This window comes from Arthrobacter sp. Soil_C_49, from assembly GCF_057656635.1.
Genome location: NZ_JBDGJZ010000001.1, coordinates 291,067 through 307,596 on the forward strand (window position 1 = coordinate 291,067; position 16,530 = coordinate 307,596).

At 63.4% G+C, this 16,530-nt stretch carries 16 protein-coding genes; 6 read left to right on the forward strand and 10 right to left on the reverse strand.

Translation table 11 applies throughout. The features are described 5' to 3' along the window. Positions 1 to 34: 34 nt before the first annotated feature. The gene (gene ppsA / locus AC3A4Z_RS01310) at positions 35 to 2,437 is read left to right on the forward strand and encodes a phosphoenolpyruvate synthase (protein WP_498709524.1); all 2,403 of its coding nucleotides are present in this window, start codon (positions 35 to 37) and stop codon (positions 2,435 to 2,437) included. Further along, positions 2,434 to 3,459, forward strand: coding sequence for an ATP-dependent 6-phosphofructokinase (locus tag AC3A4Z_RS01315; RefSeq protein ID WP_498709526.1), 1,026 nt, complete (start codon positions 2,434 to 2,436; stop codon positions 3,457 to 3,459). The genes ppsA and AC3A4Z_RS01315 overlap by 4 nt, the downstream gene beginning before the upstream one ends. A gap of 42 nt (positions 3,460 to 3,501) precedes the next feature. Here the strand turns inward: AC3A4Z_RS01315 and AC3A4Z_RS01320 are convergent, their stop codons facing one another. After that, positions 3,502 to 3,924, reverse strand: a complete 423-nt coding sequence (locus AC3A4Z_RS01320; protein ID WP_498709528.1) for an Hsp20/alpha crystallin family protein — start codon at positions 3,922 to 3,924, stop codon at positions 3,502 to 3,504. 138 nt (positions 3,925 to 4,062) lie between these two features. Here AC3A4Z_RS01320 and AC3A4Z_RS01325 point away from each other — a divergent pair, with 138 nt between their 5' ends. Further along, on the forward strand, positions 4,063 to 4,527 hold the full coding sequence (locus AC3A4Z_RS01325; RefSeq protein WP_498709530.1) for a pyridoxamine 5'-phosphate oxidase family protein: 465 nt from the start codon (positions 4,063 to 4,065) through the stop codon (positions 4,525 to 4,527). 4 nt (positions 4,528 to 4,531) lie between these two features. On the opposite strand, the gene AC3A4Z_RS01330 is transcribed toward AC3A4Z_RS01325, so the two are convergent. From AC3A4Z_RS01330 to AC3A4Z_RS01345, 4 genes are read right to left on the reverse strand one after another with little or no spacing between them, the layout of a single operon-like run. Beyond that, on the reverse strand, positions 4,532 to 6,979 hold the full coding sequence (locus AC3A4Z_RS01330) for an HAD-IC family P-type ATPase (protein WP_498709532.1): 2,448 nt from the start codon (positions 6,977 to 6,979) through the stop codon (positions 4,532 to 4,534). A 15-nt stretch (positions 6,980 to 6,994) separates the two neighbouring features. After that, on the reverse strand, positions 6,995 to 7,528 hold the full coding sequence (locus AC3A4Z_RS01335; RefSeq protein WP_498709533.1) for a flavodoxin family protein: 534 nt from the start codon (positions 7,526 to 7,528) through the stop codon (positions 6,995 to 6,997). Positions 7,529 to 7,586: 58 nt separating this feature from the next. Then, positions 7,587 to 8,042 (reverse strand): universal stress protein, encoded by a 456-nt coding sequence (locus AC3A4Z_RS01340; protein ID WP_498709534.1) that lies wholly within the window; start codon positions 8,040 to 8,042, stop codon positions 7,587 to 7,589. Next, on the reverse strand, positions 8,035 to 8,319 hold the full coding sequence (locus tag AC3A4Z_RS01345; RefSeq protein ID WP_498709536.1) for an NAD(P)-binding domain-containing protein: 285 nt from the start codon (positions 8,317 to 8,319) through the stop codon (positions 8,035 to 8,037). The genes AC3A4Z_RS01340 and AC3A4Z_RS01345 overlap by 8 nt, the downstream gene beginning before the upstream one ends. A gap of 146 nt (positions 8,320 to 8,465) precedes the next feature. On the opposite strand from AC3A4Z_RS01345, the gene AC3A4Z_RS01350 reads away from it, so the two are divergent. Both AC3A4Z_RS01350 and AC3A4Z_RS01355 read left to right on the forward strand, forming a co-directional pair. Next, positions 8,466 to 9,344 carry a universal stress protein gene (locus AC3A4Z_RS01350; protein ID WP_498709538.1) on the forward strand — a complete coding sequence of 293 codons (879 nt, stop codon included), beginning with the start codon at positions 8,466 to 8,468 and terminating at the stop codon, positions 9,342 to 9,344. 1 nt (position 9,345) lies between these two features. Further along, complete coding sequence (locus AC3A4Z_RS01355) at positions 9,346 to 11,247, forward strand: heavy metal translocating P-type ATPase (RefSeq protein ID WP_498709541.1); 1,902 nt, start codon at positions 9,346 to 9,348, stop codon at positions 11,245 to 11,247. A gap of 62 nt (positions 11,248 to 11,309) precedes the next feature. Here the strand turns inward: AC3A4Z_RS01355 and AC3A4Z_RS01360 are convergent, their stop codons facing one another. From AC3A4Z_RS01360 to AC3A4Z_RS01380, 5 genes are all read right to left on the reverse strand, one after another. After that, entirely contained in the window at positions 11,310 to 11,681 is a 372-nt protein-coding gene (locus AC3A4Z_RS01360) for a DUF5655 domain-containing protein (RefSeq protein WP_498709543.1), read from the reverse strand. Positions 11,682 to 11,696: 15 nt separating this feature from the next. Then, positions 11,697 to 12,167: a pyridoxamine 5'-phosphate oxidase family protein gene (locus AC3A4Z_RS01365; RefSeq protein WP_498709545.1), complete on the reverse strand. Its 471-nt coding sequence runs from the start codon at positions 12,165 to 12,167 to the stop codon at positions 11,697 to 11,699. A 133-nt stretch (positions 12,168 to 12,300) separates the two neighbouring features. After that, positions 12,301 to 13,302 carry a zinc-dependent alcohol dehydrogenase family protein gene (locus AC3A4Z_RS01370; protein ID WP_498709546.1) on the reverse strand — a complete coding sequence of 334 codons (1,002 nt, stop codon included), beginning with the start codon at positions 13,300 to 13,302 and terminating at the stop codon, positions 12,301 to 12,303. A 7-nt stretch (positions 13,303 to 13,309) separates the two neighbouring features. Further along, complete coding sequence (locus AC3A4Z_RS01375; RefSeq protein ID WP_498709548.1) at positions 13,310 to 14,176, reverse strand: universal stress protein; 867 nt, start codon at positions 14,174 to 14,176, stop codon at positions 13,310 to 13,312. A 6-nt stretch (positions 14,177 to 14,182) separates the two neighbouring features. Beyond that, positions 14,183 to 14,530 (reverse strand): pyridoxamine 5'-phosphate oxidase family protein, encoded by a 348-nt coding sequence (locus tag AC3A4Z_RS01380; protein ID WP_498709550.1) that lies wholly within the window; start codon positions 14,528 to 14,530, stop codon positions 14,183 to 14,185. Between the two features lie 316 nt (positions 14,531 to 14,846). On the opposite strand from AC3A4Z_RS01380, the gene AC3A4Z_RS01385 reads away from it, so the two are divergent. Beyond that, the gene (locus tag AC3A4Z_RS01385) at positions 14,847 to 16,529 is read left to right on the forward strand and encodes a sensor histidine kinase (protein ID WP_498709552.1); all 1,683 of its coding nucleotides are present in this window, start codon (positions 14,847 to 14,849) and stop codon (positions 16,527 to 16,529) included. Position 16,530: the final 1 nt, after the last annotated feature.

Here is a 16,530-nt window from a genome sequence, read left to right on the forward strand (position 1 = left end):
TCTGCCCTCACTCATTAGCCGGGAGGATCGAGCCATGACTGCAAGGACAACAATGACCGATGTTCACGTGGTGCTGCTGGAAGATGTTGGGATGGCTGACGTGCCGGCTGTCGGCGGTAAGAACGCGTCCCTCGGCGAGCTGACCCGGTCCTTGGTGTCAGCCGGCGTTCGGGTACCCGAGGGCTTCGCCACCACGGCCGCCGCGTACCGGGCATACATCACGGCCAACGGCCTGGAACCGGGAATCCGTTCCGCTATTAGCGCGTACCGGGCGGGAACCACCAGCCTGCGGGAAGCCGGCGAGGCCATCCGTGAACTCATCCTTGCAGGCCAGTTTCCCGCAGACATCACCACGGGTATCAAGGAACACTACAGGGCACTGTGCACCAGGACGGGACAGGATCGGGCATCGGTAGCGGTGCGCAGCAGCGCCACAGCCGAGGACCTGCCGGACGCCAGCTTTGCTGGTCAGCAGGAAACGTTTCTCAACGTCACTGGTGAACGTGAGCTGATGGAGGCATGCAGGCGTTGCTACGCCTCCCTGTTCACCGACCGCGCCATCAGTTACCGCGAACTCAAGGGGTTTGACCATCTGGATGTCGCCCTGTCCGTCGGTGTCCAAAGAATGGTGCGTTCAGACCTTGGAGCGTCCGGAGTAATGTTTTCCATCGACACGGAGTCCGGGTTCCCGCGCAGCGTCCTGATCAGCGCCGCCTGGGGACTGGGCGAAACGGTGGTTCAGGGCTCCATCAATCCGGACAAGTACCAGGTGTTCAAGCCGTTGCTGGCGCTGCCGAACCTTGTGCCCATTATCGAAAAGACCCTCGGCGCCAAAGAACGGAAGATGGTCTACAGCCGAGGCGGGCACGCCCGGACGCAGACCGTGGAAACCACTGACGATGAGCGGCGGTCCTTCGTGCTTGACGATTCCGAGGCTGTCACGCTGGCCCGCTGGGCTGTGGCGGTGGAGGACCACTACGGCCGGCCTATGGACATGGAATGGGCCAAGGACGGAGCTACCGGGGAGCTCTTTATGGTCCAGGCCCGCCCTGAGACAGTCCAGGCCCGCAGAAGCGGGTCTGTTTTCAGCGTCTACCACCTTCGCCAGCAGGGCCGGCTCCTGGCATCGGGTGCCGCCGTCGGTGAGTCCATCGCCCATGGCAGCGCCTGCGTGGTCAGGGATGCCAAGGACATCGAGGACTTCCGGGACGGCGCCATCCTCGTCACCAGGATGACCGATCCGGACTGGGTACCGATCATGAAGCGCGCAGCCGGCATCATCACGGACCATGGCGGTCCCACCAGCCATGCCGCCATCGTCAGCAGGGAACTGGGCGTGCCCGCTGTGGTGGGTACCGGCAACGGCACCTCGGTCCTGCACGATGGCGCGCCCGTCACGCTGTCCTGCGCGGGAGGGGAAAAAGGGGAGGTCTATGAGGGAATGCTTGCCTTTGATGTCGAGGACGTGGACCTGGGCGCCCTCCCTGTAACGCGTACTGCCGTTATGGTCAACATCGCCAGCCCCGCCGCGGCCTTCCAGTGGTGGCGGCTCCCTGCTTCCGGAGTAGGGCTGGCCAGGATGGAATTCATCATCAGCAACCTGATCCGCATCCATCCGATGGCGCTTGTGCATCCTGAACGGGTGGCGGATCCGGCAGAGGCCGCCCGCATCCGCGAACTTACCTATGGTTACCAGGACCTGCGCGAGTACTTCGTAGAAGTACTCGCCACCGGAATCGCCAAGATCGCCGCCCCCTACCACCCGAATCCCGTGATCGTCAGGCTGAGCGACTTCAAGAGTAACGAGTACGCGCACCTGATAGGGGGTGCCTCCTTTGAAGCCGCCGAAGAAAATCCCATGCTGGGTTTCCGCGGAGCCTCGCGCTACTACAATCCGCGCTACCGGGAAGGATTCGCGCTTGAGTGCCAGGCACTCAAGCGCGTGCGGGAGCGGCTCGGCTTTACCAACGTCATAGTGATGGTTCCGTTCTGCCGCACCCCGAAAGAAGCGGATCTGGTGATCCAGGTGATGGCGGATAACGGGCTGGTGCGGGGTGCGGAGGGGCTGCAGCTCTACATGATGTGTGAGATTCCCTCCAATGTCATCCTTGCTTCCGAATTTGCCCGGCGCTTCGACGGATTTTCCATCGGTTCCAATGACCTGACCCAACTGGTCCTGGGAGTTGACCGTGACTCCGAACAGTTGGCAGGGCTCTTTGACGAACGGGACGAGGCAGTCACCACAATGATCGCCCAGGTGATCGACAAAGCACACGAGGCCGGCATTAAAATCGGGATTTGCGGCCAGGGGCCCAGTAACCATCCGGACTTCGCTGAATTCCTCGTCAAACACGGTATCGATTCCATTTCGCTGAACCCTGACACCTACGTCAAGACCCTTCCGGTCATCGCAGCCGCCGAGAATGGTACGCAATGACCAGGCTGGGCATTCTGACCAGCGGCGGTGACTGCCCGGGGCTCAATGCAGTGATCCGCGGCGCCGTGCTGAGCGGGGTCATCTCCCACGGCTTCGAGTTCGTTGGGTTCCGCGACGGCTGGCGCGGCGTATTGGACCAGGACGTCATCGGCCTGCCTCGGCATGCCGTGCGCGGGATCGCCAAGCTCGGCGGCACCATCCTTGGCACCTCCCGGACCAACCCGCTCAAGGACGGCGGTGTGGATGCGGTGCGCAGAAGCCTACAGTCGCTAGGTGTCGACGGGGTCATAGCCGTCGGCGGAGAAGGGACCCTTGCGGCGGCACAGGAACTCTCAGGGCAGGGAATCAAAGTTACAGGCGTTCCAAAGACCATCGACAATGACCTTGATGCCACCGACTTCACGTTTGGTTTCGACACAGCGGTCCAGACTGCAACAGAGGCCATCGACAGGCTGCGCACCACGGGCGAATCGCATCACCGCTGCATGATCGCGGAAGTCATGGGCCGGAACGCCGGCTGGATCGCCCTGCACGCCGGGATGGCTTCCGGCGCCCACGCCATTCTCATCCCGGAGCACAGGGTCTCCTTACGGCAGGTCGCCGGCTGGGTAGCGTCCGCGCACAACAGGGGCCGGGCGCCACTTGTCGTCGTGGCGGAAGCCTTTGTCCCCGAGGGGCAGGAGGAACCATACTCACCCCGCGGCCTGGACACATTCGGTCGTCCACGGCTGGGCGGAATCGGCATCCTCCTGGAACATGAGCTCCAAAACATGACGGGAATCGAAACACGGGCCACTGTGCTGGGCCATATCCAGCGTGGCGGAGCACCCACAGCCTTCGACAGGGTCCTGGCGACGCGGCTGGGAATGGCGGCAGTGGACTCCGCCGCCAACAGCCGCTGGGGAACCATGGTCTCACTGCGGGGCACCGCCATCGTCAACGTCGGCTTCGAGGCGGCGTTGGGCAGGCTGAAGACCGTGCCGGAGGACCGCTACCGGGAAGCGGCGGTCCTCTTCGGATGATGTGCTGTCGCTGATCCAACCGCTGTTGAAACGGCCGGACTTTCAGCCGCGGCTGATTTCGATCTTTTTCGCGGGTTGCTGCTCACCTGCTGTCGGCACGGGGGTGCGGACCTCAAGCACACCATCTTTGTACGACGCCGTGATGTCTTCCTGCTTCACGCCATCAGGCAGTGCCACCCTCCGGACAAATGACCCGTAACGGAACTCCGACCGGTAGCTGTTCTTGTCTTTCTGCTCCGATTTCTCACGCCGCTCGGCCTTAATTTCCAGGCCGCCGTCAACAATGGAGACGCTGACGTCCTTGTCCGGATCCACTCCCGGCACTTCCGCACGGACCACCAGCGTGTTGCCCTCCACCGATTCCTCCACCCGGATGCCGGACGCGGATGTATCACCTTCGAAAAGCCTTTCAAGCATGTCCATCGGTGAACGCCTGGTGTCAAACCACTTCATCAGATCAGCCACGTTTTGCCTCCTTGCAATGATGTTGGTGCAGGTCGGATGCCCCGCTCATTAAATGGTCCGGCCGCAGGACGGATCGACCCAGAGGCTTTGGTCCCGGTGCCGCAGTAGCCGCCGCTGCGGGGGACTAGGATCAGGATCATGCGCAACCCCACCCCGCCCTCGAACACTGAAGTACTCGCCCCGGAAGAGTGCTGGAAGTATTTGCAGTCCTCGTACATCGGGCGGCTTGCCGTCATCAGCGGGGGTGCTCCGGAGATTTTTCCCCTGAACATCATCACCGTAGGCAGGAGCGTCGTCTTCCGCACGGCACCCGGGACGAAGCTTCGGGCGCTGCTTACCGGTGCTGCCGTGGCACTGGAGGCTGATGGGCTCAACGCGTACTCCACAGAGGTCTGGAGCGTTGTGCTGAAGGGAATACCCGGCCCGTTCACTGGCGACCCTGCGGAGATTCAGGCGGGCCCGGACCGCGAACCGTGGCAGGGCGGCCTGAAGGAGCACCTGGTGCAGATCACTCCCCTGGAAGTGTCCGGGCGAAAGTTCGCGGTGTCGCCGCGCACGCGCTGGTGGCCGCCATTGGACTTTTCCGCGGACTGGATGGACTAGCGCGTCAGATGCGGTCCGCTCTGCGTTGCGCGCCGGCGTCAGGCCTCAACCTCCGGGCCTGTACACGGCCCAGCACCATGATGGCCAGGATTGCCACCGCTGCCGCGGTGAAGGAAGCGCTGGAGAGCTCGGGCGGCGGCCACTCCAGCATAAAGAACTCCTGCAGGAGGGGGAGGGCCATCAGCAGTACGATTCCGACGCACGTGGCAGCAACGACAGCCAGCCTGAGGCGGGTTAGCGGACGGCTGGCAGCGGCGAGGACGCCGAGGCCCGCCAGTAACAGTGCGAGGACGCAGGCAGTACGGGTCGCTGTCGGGCTGAAGCCCCCCACTGCCAGCGCATAGGCTTGTACGGCGAAAACGGCCGCCGCGATGATGATCCCGGAAGGTACCGCCATGCCGAGCGCCCGCTGCAAAAACCCCTGCTTATAACGGCGGGAATTGCCCATTAGAGCCAGGAAGAACGCCGGTATGCCGATGGTGAGGCCGTCCGTCGCGGACAGCTGGCGCGGGAGGAACGGAAAGCTCCACATCAATGCCCCAAACCCCACTGACAGGGCGACGGCATAAGTTGTCTTACTCAAGAACAAGACGGATACCCGCTCGATGTTGGCGATGACCCGACGCCCCTCGGCCAGGACTTCGGGCAACCGGTCAAAGCGGCCGTCCAAAAGCACCAGGCGGGCGACCGCTTTCGTGGCAGGCGCGGCAGTGTCCATCGCGATGCCAATGTCTGCCTCCTTCAGGGCCAGAGCGTCATTGACCCCATCGCCGGTCATCGCCACGGTGTGGCCCATTCTCTGCAATGCCAGGACCATGTCCTTTTTTTGGCCAGGTGTCACGCGGCCGAAGACGGAAAAGTTCTCCAGCACCCCGTCCAGCCGCGATGGAGCCTCGGGCAAGAGCCGCGCATCATAGCCGGGGCCCGCGCCCAGTCCCAGCTCGCGCGCCACGGCAGCCACCGTCCGGTGGTCATCGCCCGAAAGGATTTTCACGGTGACGCCCTGCCTGCGGAAGAAGGCCAGGGTCTGCGCGGCATCCGGCCGGAGTTTCTCCCGAAAGGTCAGGAGGACGGCCGCCGTGAGCCCCACGGGCAGCTGCCTGTCCTCCGGGTCGCCGCACGGCAGAGGATTGTCCGAGTAAGCCAACAGAAGGGTGCGGTAGCCTTCTGCCGCCAATCGACGGGACTGGGCCAGCGCAGCAGCAGATCCGCCATCTCCAGCCAGAACCATATCCGGTGCCCCAAGGACCCACGTCCTTGGGCCGGCGCCTGGTGCGGAGAATTCCGCCGCGCTCCACTTGCGGGCCGAGGAGAAAGGAACGACGGCGGCAGGAGACTCTCCGCCGTCGTCGGGGAAACCAGCCGCCAGGCAGCGGGCGGTGGCGTTGGCATGGGGGTCTGCGCCGAACCATCCCAGTGCTTCCTGCCAGCCCTGGGGAAGGGGCCTGGCGACCGGGTGCGCGGCATCGAAGACAATCCGGCCTTCCGTGAGGGTTCCGGTCTTGTCGATGCACAGGACGTCCACCCGCGCGAGGCCTTCCACCGCAGCAAGCTCCTGGACGAGGACATGCCGGCGAGCCAGCCGCACGCCGCCCACGGCGAAGGCGACGCTGGTCATGAGCACCAGTCCCAATGGAATCATTGCGATGGCAGCACCCACTGCTCCCACCAGGGCTTCCAGCCATTCCCCGCTCCGGATAGCGGCCTCCCAGCCGCCCTTCGCCTGCATCTGGCCGTTAGTCACGATGGCGACTACAGGCAGCAAGGCCCAACTGATCCATCGGAGGACCCGGTCAATTCCATTCCGGATTTCTGAACCGACCAGGGAAAAGCGTTTAGCTTCCGCGGTGAGGCGGCTGGCGTAGGAGCCTGTCCCCACTGCCACCACCCTCGCAAGGCCCTGTCCGGCGGTAACTGTCGAGCCTGACAGGATTGTCGCGTCCACGCTTTTGCCCACCGGATCCGACTCGCCACTGAGGAGTGACTCGTCGAGTTCGAGGCCATTTTCCTCGAGGATGATGGCGTCCGCCACCACCTGGTCGCCCGCCTGCAGCACGGCGATGTCATCCATGACGACGTCGGAAGGCGGGATTTCCTGCACCCGGCCGTCCCGGAGCACGCGGGCACCCGGGGTATCCAGTATCGCTAGCCGGTCAAGCAGCCGTTTGGCCCGGTACTCCTGGACCACCCCGATGATGGCGTTGCTGACTGCCGCGAAGCCGAAGAGGGCGTCCCGCCATTGCCCCAGCAGCAGGAGCAGGAGGAAGCAGCTGCCAACAATCCCGTTCAGCAGTGTCAGGACATTGGCCCGAAGGATCTGCCACAGGCTTCGGCTGGTGTCGTCGGGCAGACCGTTGGCCATCCCTGCCAGCATTCGTTCGCCTACCTCGGCAGCCGAGAGGCCTGTTCCTGCCTTCGCGTCAGCGTCGGAAGGAACAGGAGCCCCGGTCATACCGGCGGGATGCATTCAGGAATGCGCGGAGAGGGCAGAGCCCAGCATTTTGCCCCATTCCCGTGCCCTGTCGAGTTCGCCCGGCAGAAGCTTGTTGCTGTCATCGACGAGGAAGCTGGCAGGCTCAGCGACCAGATCGAAGCCATGTTGCCGGAGCCGTTTTGCGATGCCTTTGGACGCGTGGCCGGTCAGCACCGGGTTGCCCTCCAGCCGGGTGTCGAAGGCTGCCGCCTTGCCGTTGGTCCTGCCCAGGGCACCGAACCAGGCCCGCAGGTTTGGTCCGTCGGCCGAGGCTTCGGGAACCAGGCCCCGTTCCGGATGGTCGAGGGCGTCCTTGACGGCCATTTCCCACATGGGCTTCCTGCTCAGGCCATGGATGTGGGTGGGTCCCCCCACCACCAGCAGGTCGGTTCCAGGCGGTTCCGTGGTGCCGGCGTCCTCAACGGACAGCACGTGGGCTTCGGCCGCGCCGGCCAGGCCCTGAGCTATCGCATCTGCAATAGCGCGGGTATTTCCGTAGAGCGATTCGTAGACGATTGCTGCTTTCATGACGTTAGCCTTCCTTCGAAGGGCGGTTGTCTTATGTCGATTGGGTGCGGCTGCACAGCTATGCCGACTCCGCCGCTTCTTCCCCTACCACCAGGACAGGGCAGTGCGCATGTGCCGCGCATGATGCACTGACCGAACCCATGAGCTGACCAAGGATGCCGCCGTGGCCCCTTCGCCCCACAACCAGCAGCTGGGCATTTCGGCTTTCATCGACCAGGACCTTGGCCGGCGATCCCATTCTGATTTCCGTCGATAAATGCTGCGGACGGTCGTTCCCGTAAGCCCTGTCGATGGCCTGCTCCATGAGCCGCCGGGCGATGGTCTCCAGCTCGGCCGCGCTGTCGATGTACCCGGGCGGCAGGTGGGCGGGAAGGTAGAAGTCTGACATCCCCAGGCAGGTCACCACCCTCAGGGGCGCATCCAAAACCGAGGCGAACTTTCCCGCAAGCCGCAATGCCTGGGGAGAGTACTCCGAGCCGTCCACGCCGACAACCACAGGCTTGTTATCACTCATGCCAATACCTTTCCATGTCCCGGTTCCCGGCAACTAGGGCCCCAACCTCAATGATGGCGTTGTGCACTTCCTTGTGGGGCACGGCCAGGAAGACGATTGCGCCTGTAACGGCAGCCCCGACGATACCCCCTGTGGCGCCGGGTCCAAGGCTCTCCACCAGGTCCCGGGTTGAGGAACCATCGCGTCCCAGAACCTGGACCGGGTTGTTGCCGCGAAGCATCACCGTTGCCAGTGCCCGCGCCATGTGTCCGCTTCCGATGATGGTCACGTTAGTCATATTCTTTCCTTCGCCGTCGCTATCGCGAGTCGTGCCATACCAGTACAGCTGTCCGGGGGAACAGGCAACAGGGGCGAAAGCCCCGAATCCTGCTGTCAGGGGCTTAAGGCACTGGAAATTTCAGCGGTAAAGGGCACACTGGGGCAATGAGCCGGGAACCGGAAATGCGCGAACTGCTGGCAGGGGCTGATGACTCAAACACGGGACAGCAGGCTGTGGATTGGGCGGCCGAAAGAGCGGATCACCGTAGCCTCCGCCTCCACCTGCTGAGGGCCGTTCCGGAGTCTTCCTATTTCCGGGAACCTTCTCTCTACGATAAAGCGGTGGCGCGGGCGCAGCTCGTGCTGTCCCGTGAACGGGCGAGAGTTTCCGCCCGGCACCCGTCATTGGAGATCGTCACCGAGTGGCAGCCGGGTGAGCCGGCAGCGATTTTCAGCCGGTTGTCGGCGCACGCCGACATGGTGGTCCTTGGCTCGGACAGGCCGGCCGACAGCCGGGGGGAAGGATCCGGGTCCGTGAGTTTCCAAGCCGCGATGCTGTGTCAAAGCCCAGTCGCCGTCATCCCTTCCCAGGGCATGGACGGGCGTACGGGGGTGGTGGCAGGCTTCGATGGCTCTGCCGACTCCCGGATCGCCCTGGAATTGGCTGCAGAGGAGGCACATCGGATGGATACTGCGCTGACAGTGCTGCATGCTTCGTCCTTGCCGGCCGTGGCGAGTGCCCGGAACGGCGGCTTGGCCGACGAGCCGGCACTGGAGCCTGGAAAGCTGCTCGCTGCAGCCGCCCGCAGCGTTCGTGCCTTCTTTCCAGGCCTGACTGTGCACGAATCGGTGGTTTGGGACGCCTCACCTGCCGATGCGCTCATAGATTCGGCTGAACGGGCACATCTGCTGGTGATTGGTTGCCGGGGTCGCGGCGGGCTGCGCAAACCCGCCGGCTCCGTCGCCGAAAAAATTCTCGAGCGCCTGCCTTCTCCCACGATCGTCACCCGCCCCCCGTCGGTCCAATCCAGCCAGCGTCGATAACATGTTCCGCTCCCTGCTGATACGTCCGATGGCGCGTTTTCCACTGGTGGCCGCTACCTTGGCAGCCGGACTGATCGTGGCACTGCTCCTGTCGGCAGGTCAGGAGCCCGCAGCCAGGTGGACAGCGAGCGCCTATGCACTCCTGGCGGCGGCGTTGAGGTCCGTGTCCATGGTCCGATCACTGTTCCGGGGCCGGTGGGGAATCGATCTCCTGGCAGTGTCTGCCATCATTTCAACAGTGGCGGTGGGGGAATATGTGGCCTCACTGATCATCGTGCTGATGCTGGCGGGAGGGGAAGCTCTGGAAGAGATTGCCCGCGGGCGTGCAACGCGGGAGCTGCGGTCGCTGCTTGAGCGCGTGCCCCAGACGGCCCATAAGGAACTGCCGGGCCTGCCCCCCGAAGACATCCCGGTGGAGGCTGTCCGCCCGGAGGACATCCTTTTGATCAAACCGTCGGAGGTTCTTCCCGTGGACGGGACGCTGCTCACGGCAACAGGCAGTTTTGACGAATCCACCTTGACGGGCGAGAGCATGCCGGTGGAGCATGCTCGGGGCGACCTGCTGCTCAGCGGATCGGTCAACGGAGAAGACGCCGTGCACATGAAGGCAATATCGACGGCGGAGGATTCGCAGTACAGCCGTATAGTGTCGCTGGTCCAGCAAGCGGCGTCCAGCCGGCCTCCCGTGGTCAGGCTAGCCGACAGGTACGCCTTTCCGTTTACGCTGCTCGCCTTCGCCCTCGCGGGGGCAGGCTGGTACGTCAGCCAAGACCCCGGCCGGTTTGCGCAGGTCCTTGTCGTCGCCACCCCCTGCCCGCTGCTTATTGCCGCACCGGTTGCGTTCCTTGCGGGCACCAGCCGCGCGGCACACGCGGGAATCATCATTAAGAACGGCGGCACACTGGAGCAGCTCGCGCGCGTGCGGACGGCAGTGTTCGATAAGACGGGCACACTCACTTACGGCCGTCCCGCGCTGCACAGCATTAGAGTTTCGCACGCAGCTTCCGGGGTGCTCAGCGAGGACAGGCTCCTGCAGCTTGCCGCTTCGGCGGAGCAATACTCTTCGCATGTCCTCGCGTCATCCGTGGTTAGCGCTGCGCGTGAACGGGGTCTGATTCTGCTGGTGGGAAGCGAGGCGAGTGAACAAGCGACGCAGGGTGTGACGGCCACCTGCGGAAACCAGGCCGTGGTAGTGGGCAAACCCGGCTTTGTCAGGTCCGTCACCTCGGGGTTCGAGGAGGCCGTGGTGGCCGGTGGCCAACTGGCTGTCTACGTGGGAGTTGACGGCGTGTTCGCAGGTACCTTGATCATGAGCGATCCTCTGCGGGAGGATGCAGTGGACACTTTGGCCGGCCTGCGCGGGCTAGGCGTACAGGAGACCCTCCTGCTCACGGGCGATGCGCAGGCCACTGCCGAACAAATCGCGGCCATTGCGGGAATTTCACGCTTCAAGGCCGGCTGCCTCCCCGGAGACAAGGTGTCAGTCGTTGCGGGACTGCGGAAACGTCCGGTCATGATGGTGGGTGACGGCGTTAACGACGCTCCGGTCCTGGCCGCGGCCGACGTCGGCATTGCCATGGGGGCGAAGGGATCAACGGCGGCAAGCGAGTCGGCCGACGTCGTTATTATGCTCGACGATCTTTCCAAGGTGGCGTTGGCTGTTGATATCGGCCAGCGCACTGTCCGGATAGCGCTGGCGAGCATCTGGACGGGAATCCTGCTGAGCATCGGGCTGATGGTGGCAGCAGTGTTTGGCTACATTCCTGCCGTGGCCGGCGCCCTCCTGCAGGAACTGGTGGACCTGGCTACCATCTTGAACGCGCTCCGCGCCCTGGGCGAAGGCCGCCGCCGCGGCTTGGCGGCGGTGGGCACCCCGGGGGTCGGCGTCACGGCAGTGAGGTGACCGCTCCTCAGGAGGTGCTGGCTGTGCAAGGCGCGTTCCGGTTGGTGGAGAGCGCTGTCGTCTCAGCCGGCGGCGTCATAGGCTTCGCGCATCCATTCCGCCACTTCACCATCCAGGTGGCTGCTGTCCGGAAGCTCAAGATGGTGCATCCACACTCCGGGGGAGGGATGCGCGATTTCCTTGAACCGGGGAGAAGCAACCTCGTATGGGAGCGGCAGCGACAGGACCACCGGAACCGCGGACTTTACATAGGCTCCGGGGTGCCAGAGGTACGCGAATCCACGGCGCCGGCGGAACGAAACCTGGCTTTTCGACACACGGATTTCCATGGGTCCCATTGCGGATGCCATCCGCTCTGCCGCCTGATAAATGTCGCTTGCCCCGGCAGAGCCGTCAAACAGTCGGGCAACGCTCCACCGCTCCGCGCCGTTCACGGCGTGGGGGCCGGGCTACTCGAGCCCGGCCCGGGTGGCCTCATCCAACTGAGTCCGCCAAGTGCCGGCGGCCGACAAGGTGAACCGCCTGCCCGTCACCGATTGGGGGATGATCCGGATGAGGTGGTCCTGACCAACGCCCTGCCAGGGAAAGAGGCCACGGCGTGCTTCATTCAGGTCCTGCCCGGCGGCGTCGTCCTCAACTGCTCTGCCCTTGACAACGACGCTCCATGCCAGGCCGAATTCGGCACTGACGCTGTCCGCTTCCAGGGCAACCATTGAGTTCGCTTCAATGGCGTGGAGCTTTGTTCCGCTACCGGTGCGGAAAATCAGGCCGTCGCCGTCAAGCTTGAAGCTCACCGGGAAGACATCCGGTTGTCCATCGAGCACAACCCCAAGCCGTCCCACACTGGTGTGGCCCAGTAACTTCCAGCACTCGTCGGAGTCGAGGATCTCTGCTTCAGGCACCATGTTCTTGTCGGTCATGCCCCGATCCTATGGTGGGTGCTGACGCCTCAACAGGGCCCAAAGACCTTTGACCTCCGGTCGCGGAAGGTGAGCCGGCGTGACACAACGGGCCAGCACCCGGGGCCGTCCTATCCTGGCCCGGTTGAAGAATCTACCGACCAATGCGCAATACAGCTGATCCGGTGATCCGGTCTGCTGCCAGATCATCCAGGGCCTTGTCCGCATTCTCGAAGGGATAGGCCGTGGTGGTCGGTGTGAGCGGAATCCGGGCCGCGAGTGCCAGGAACTCCTGTCCATCCACACGGGTGTTGGCTGTGACGCTGCGCAGCTGGCGTTCATAGAACAGGTCTGCGCCGTAATCAAGGGAAGGGATGCCGCTGAGGTGGATGCCGGCAACAGCGAGGGTTCCTCCACGATCAAGGGCGCGCAGTGCCACGGGCACAAGATCGCCAAGGGGTGCAAACAGGATAGCGGAGTCAAGTGGCACCGGCGGAACGTCGAAAGCACCGCCGACGAATTCTGCGCCAAGCTTGCGGGCGAGGGAGCGGGCTGGTTCCGAGCGCGTCATGACAAAGACGGACGCACCCAGGTAGATCGCCATCTGCGCTGTCAGATGGGCGGAACTGCCGAAGCCGTAGATGCCAAGGCGCCCTCCAGGGGGCAGCTCGGCCCGTTTCAGCGCACGGTAACCGATAATTCCTGAGCACAACAGGGGCGCCGCTTCTTCGTCAGCAAATACGTCCGGAATCCGGTAAGCAAAGTCCTCGTGAACGGTCATCTGCTCCGCGTAGCCACCGTCCCTGTCCCAACCAGTAAAGACGGGTGCTGAACACAGGTTCTCGTCGCCGCGGCGGCAGTAGGCACACGTACCGCAGGTACCGCCGAGCCAGGCTACGCCAACCCTGTCACCCGGCTCGAAGCTTGACCTGTCTGAGCTGTCGACCACGACACCAACAGCTTCGTGCCCCGGTACGACGTTCTGATGACGAGGCTCGAGGTCCCCCTCCGCGAGATGAAGGTCCGTCCGGCAGATCCCACAAACCTTTACGTCGAGGAGGAGCTCATCGTCCTTTCGCTTGGGGTCCCCACGCTCGCCCATCACTAAAGGTCGGTTCGAAATCGGCCCCGGCAGCCCGACCCACCATGCGCGCACCAGCGACTCAATTCTCGTGGCGGGTTTTGTTCAACCGGGTAATTACCGTGGGGCAAGGGGGCTGGGTGAGGACTGCATGTGCGGTCGATCCCAGTAGCAGCCGGCCGAAGCTGCCCCTGCCGCGGCTGCCCAGTACTAGCAACCTGGCTCCTGAGGCTGCCCGCAGCAGGGCGTCGGCAGGCTCGAGGACGGTTTCCAGGACGCTGTGAACCACAATGCCGGGGTAGTCCTGCCGGAGTCCGGCTACAGTTTCGGATAAGACGATGTTTTCCTCTTCGATCACATGTTCGGCGAAACTGCTTGTGGGGAGACCTGCTTTGATCCAGCGGCTTGGACCGGTGAATGCGTAGAGGACCGTAAGTTCCTCGCCCAGGGCATCAGCCTCGGCTGCCGCGAAGGACACGGCTTGGGTTGCTTCCTTAGACCCGTCCACGCCGACCACTACGCCGTTCCCCTCGGCCTGCCCGGCACCAATAACTGCTACCGGGGAGACTGCCGTGGCTGCCACCTGCAGCGCCCGGTCAGTCAGGGCCCCGCGCGAGTGACCACTGCTGCCCAAGACCAGCATGGAAACGTTCTGCGAATAGTTACCCAGCGCTGCCCCGATGCCTCCTTCGAGCAACTCAACTGAGACCTGCAGGTTCGCGTCATGGCTGTGGACGCGTTCTCCGGCCTCCTTCAGAAGGGCCAGGCCAGACTCGCGCAAAACCTCCACATAAGGGAGGACTTCGCCTACCAGCCAGCGGTCATCGAGGACGTGCAGTACCACCAAGGGCACTTTGAGCCTGGTTGCACGGGCGGCCGCCCATGACAATGCGGCCTCGGATGCCGACGTTTGAGAAATGCCGACGGCGATTGGCTTACGGGATTCCATGAGTGGCTATCTTTCTACCGGTTCAAGCGGAGGCCACCACTTTGATGGCTGGGCGATGACGAACCTTCGGCCGGTCAGCTCCGAGGGCGTTACCCGTATGAGGCTGTTCTTTGGTCCTGCCTGCCATGGCGACAGGCCGGCGTCCATGGCGTCCTGAATTTCGTCCGTGTCCGTAACAAGCGCCGTCATCCCTTTGACCACCACGCTCCACGCGATGGTCCCGTACTGGTTCAGGCCGTCGGTTTCCAAGGAGACGGCCCTGTGGTCAGCCAGCGCATCCAGTTTCGAGCCCTCACCCGTACGTATCAGCAACGTACCGTTGCTCGGGACGTAGTTGACCGGATAGATTTCCACCGTTTCACCCCTGGATGAAGGCAATCCTGCAAACAGAGGTTGACCTGAGGTATCTCCAACAATCAGGAAGACCCAGGGTTTCCGCTTCCGGTTCCGTTGCTGCTGTATCCATAGCCGCAGCCTAGGACGCAGAGTCCCTGGCAGGTAGGGGAGAAAGTCCCCCAGCGTTAAAGGCGCTTTAGCTCGTACACTGGTCCCAAGACATCCTTTTATGCCTGGGCGGAAGTGGCATCACCGGGGAGGCCCGAGCTGCCCTGACGCCTGCAACACCATTGAAGACCCGCAAGGACGCGGGTAGTTTCACAGGAGGTCGGACATGAGCACTGAGCCGTGGCGCTCTCCGATGAAGGAAAGGGCGGAGGACCTCCTGCGGGGCTTTGTTGCCCGGGCAGATGAACTGTTGCAGACCCAGGAACGAATGAACGGCCTGCTGTCCGCAGTAGTGGCACTTGCCGGGGATCTTAGCCTGGAAGCAGTGCTGGACCGCCTGGTGCGGTCCGCCTGTGAGCTCGTAGGTGCCAAGTACGGGGCAATGGGAGTTATTGCGGAGGACCGCAGCCTGAGCCATTTCATCACTGTGGGAATCGATGATGCAGGTATCAGGTCCATTGGAAACCTGCCCACAGGGCACGGCGTCCTGGGGCTGTTGATCCGTGAGCCGAAGCCGCTACGCCTGCATGATCTGGGCCAGCACCCCATCGCCTCCGGATTTCCGCCCAACCACCCGCCCATGAAGTCCTTCCTCGGAGTACCGGTCCGGGTGAGGGAGGAGGTGTTTGGAAACCTGTACCTCACAGAAAAGAGCGGAGGCCAGGACTTCACGCCGGAGGACGAAGACCTGGCGGTAGCCTTGGCTGCCGCGGCTGGGGTTGCGATTCAAAACGCCCGACTTTTTGAAGATAGCAAACGGCGCCAAAAGTGGCTCGAAGCCGGGATGGAGCTGAGCAGCCGGCTCATCATGGCGTCCGCTCCGGGGGATGCGCGGAACCTCGACCTGGTTGCTGAAACGGCCCTGCGGGTCTCAGGTTCCACGTTGGCTGTCATCGCTGTACCGGATGAGGGCGGTGCCCTGAGGTGCCGGTCCTGCCTGGGGGTCCAGGGCCTCCAGGCCGGGCAGGAAATCGCCGCTTCCGGCGTGGTCTCCGAAGTCATCGAGTCCGGGGAGTCGGCTGTGGCGCGGGATCCGCAACAGGTGTTCGACGACGAGATGGCAGAAAAGCTGGGTCCGGTGCTGGTATGCGCCATTGGGCACAGCACCGGTAGGAACGGTGTACTGCTGCTCGCCCGTCCGGTAGGGTCAACTGCCTACAACCAAGCGGAGTTGGAGTCCAGTACGCTATTCGGCAGCAGGGTCGGCCTGGCTCTTGACGTGGTGCGGGTCCATGCCCTCCGAGAACAAAATCTCCTGTTCACTGACCGGGAACGGATTGCCCGCGATCTGCACGACCTTGTTATCCAGCGGCTCTTCGCAGCCGGATTGAGCATCCAAAGCCTGCGCCGCTACGCATCGGATCCAGTTGCTCATGAGCGGATCGCGGCGGTGACATCGGAACTTGACGACACCATCAAGAAGCTGCGGGACACCATCTACTCTCTTCGCACAGGTGAGGAGGGCCGCGAATCTTTATCGAACCGCATCCTGAGTGTGGTCCGAAACAATTCCCGCAGCTATTTGCTGGAACCTAAGCTGTCCTTCGCCGGGCCCTTGGACGATGCAGTCCCGGAAAGCGTGGCCGGGCATTTGCTCTCCGTCCTTTCTGAGGGACTAAGCAATGCCTCGCGCCATTCCAAGGCAACGGAAATCCGGGTCAGCGTCTCTGTGGATGAGCACCACATTGAGTTGGTGATCGAGGACAACGGTTGTGGCTTTGAAGAACCTCCGCAGGTCAGCGGCATCGCCAACATGCGGCACCGCGCGGAGGTGTTGGGCGGTACCTGTCTTATCCGGAGTGCGCCTGGGGAAGGGACCCGAATCACTTGGTCTGTGGACCGTCAGTGAC

Coding starts and splice junctions, on each gene's coding strand:
- ppsA (WP_498709524.1), top strand. CDS start 35: ATGACTGCAAGGACAACAATGACCGATGTTCACGTGGTGCTGCTGGAA.
- AC3A4Z_RS01315 (WP_498709526.1), top strand. CDS start 2,434: ATGACCAGGCTGGGCATTCTGACCAGCGGCGGTGACTGCCCGGGGCTC.
- AC3A4Z_RS01325 (WP_498709530.1), top strand. CDS start 4,063: ATGCGCAACCCCACCCCGCCCTCGAACACTGAAGTACTCGCCCCGGAA.
- AC3A4Z_RS01330 (WP_498709532.1), bottom strand. CDS start 6,979: ATGACCGGGGCTCCTGTTCCTTCCGACGCTGACGCGAAGGCAGGAACA.
- AC3A4Z_RS01335 (WP_498709533.1), bottom strand. CDS start 7,528: ATGAAAGCAGCAATCGTCTACGAATCGCTCTACGGAAATACCCGCGCT.
- AC3A4Z_RS01340 (WP_498709534.1), bottom strand. CDS start 8,042: ATGAGTGATAACAAGCCTGTGGTTGTCGGCGTGGACGGCTCGGAGTAC.
- AC3A4Z_RS01345 (WP_498709536.1), bottom strand. CDS start 8,319: ATGACTAACGTGACCATCATCGGAAGCGGACACATGGCGCGGGCACTG.
- AC3A4Z_RS01350 (WP_498709538.1), top strand. CDS start 8,466: ATGAGCCGGGAACCGGAAATGCGCGAACTGCTGGCAGGGGCTGATGAC.
- AC3A4Z_RS01355 (WP_498709541.1), top strand. CDS start 9,346: ATGTTCCGCTCCCTGCTGATACGTCCGATGGCGCGTTTTCCACTGGTG.
- AC3A4Z_RS01365 (WP_498709545.1), bottom strand. CDS start 12,167: ATGACCGACAAGAACATGGTGCCTGAAGCAGAGATCCTCGACTCCGAC.
- AC3A4Z_RS01375 (WP_498709548.1), bottom strand. CDS start 14,176: ATGGAATCCCGTAAGCCAATCGCCGTCGGCATTTCTCAAACGTCGGCA.
- AC3A4Z_RS01385 (WP_498709552.1), top strand. CDS start 14,847: ATGAGCACTGAGCCGTGGCGCTCTCCGATGAAGGAAAGGGCGGAGGAC.